General features: G+C 57.5%; 1 rRNA gene. It reads left to right on the top strand.

Going from position 1 to position 292, the window contains the following annotated elements:
- Nucleotides 1-201 precede the first annotated feature (201 nt).
- Nucleotides 202-292, top strand: a 16S ribosomal RNA gene (locus IF01_RS0140935); the annotation flags it as partial.

Genomic DNA, 292 nt, shown 5'->3' with positions numbered 1-292 from the left:
GGCCGGTGTGAAAGCCGCCTGAAGGAAGTGTCCGTTCCTTGAGAACTCAACAGCGTGCCAAAAGTCAACGCCAGATATGTTGTCGGGGTTGGAGATTCCTTTTGAAGTAAAACACTAGCGAGGACGCAGTGCGCGGGGCCGCCCTATTCCGGTGGTTGCCGTGCCGCTCAACGCGGGTGCGGACCGGATTACCGGTAAACATTCACGGAGAGTTTGATCCTGGCTCAGGACGAACGCTGGCGGCGTGCTTAACACATGCAAGTCGAACGGTGAAGCCCTTCGGGGTGGATCA

Origin of the sequence: Kitasatospora purpeofusca, from assembly GCF_000718025.1 — a bacterium.
In the GTDB taxonomy this organism is placed as follows: Bacteria; Actinomycetota; Actinomycetes; order Streptomycetales; family Streptomycetaceae; genus Kitasatospora; species Kitasatospora purpeofusca.
Note: the sequence above shows the minus strand (reverse complement) of the source record. Positions and strands in the feature narration are given on the sequence as shown.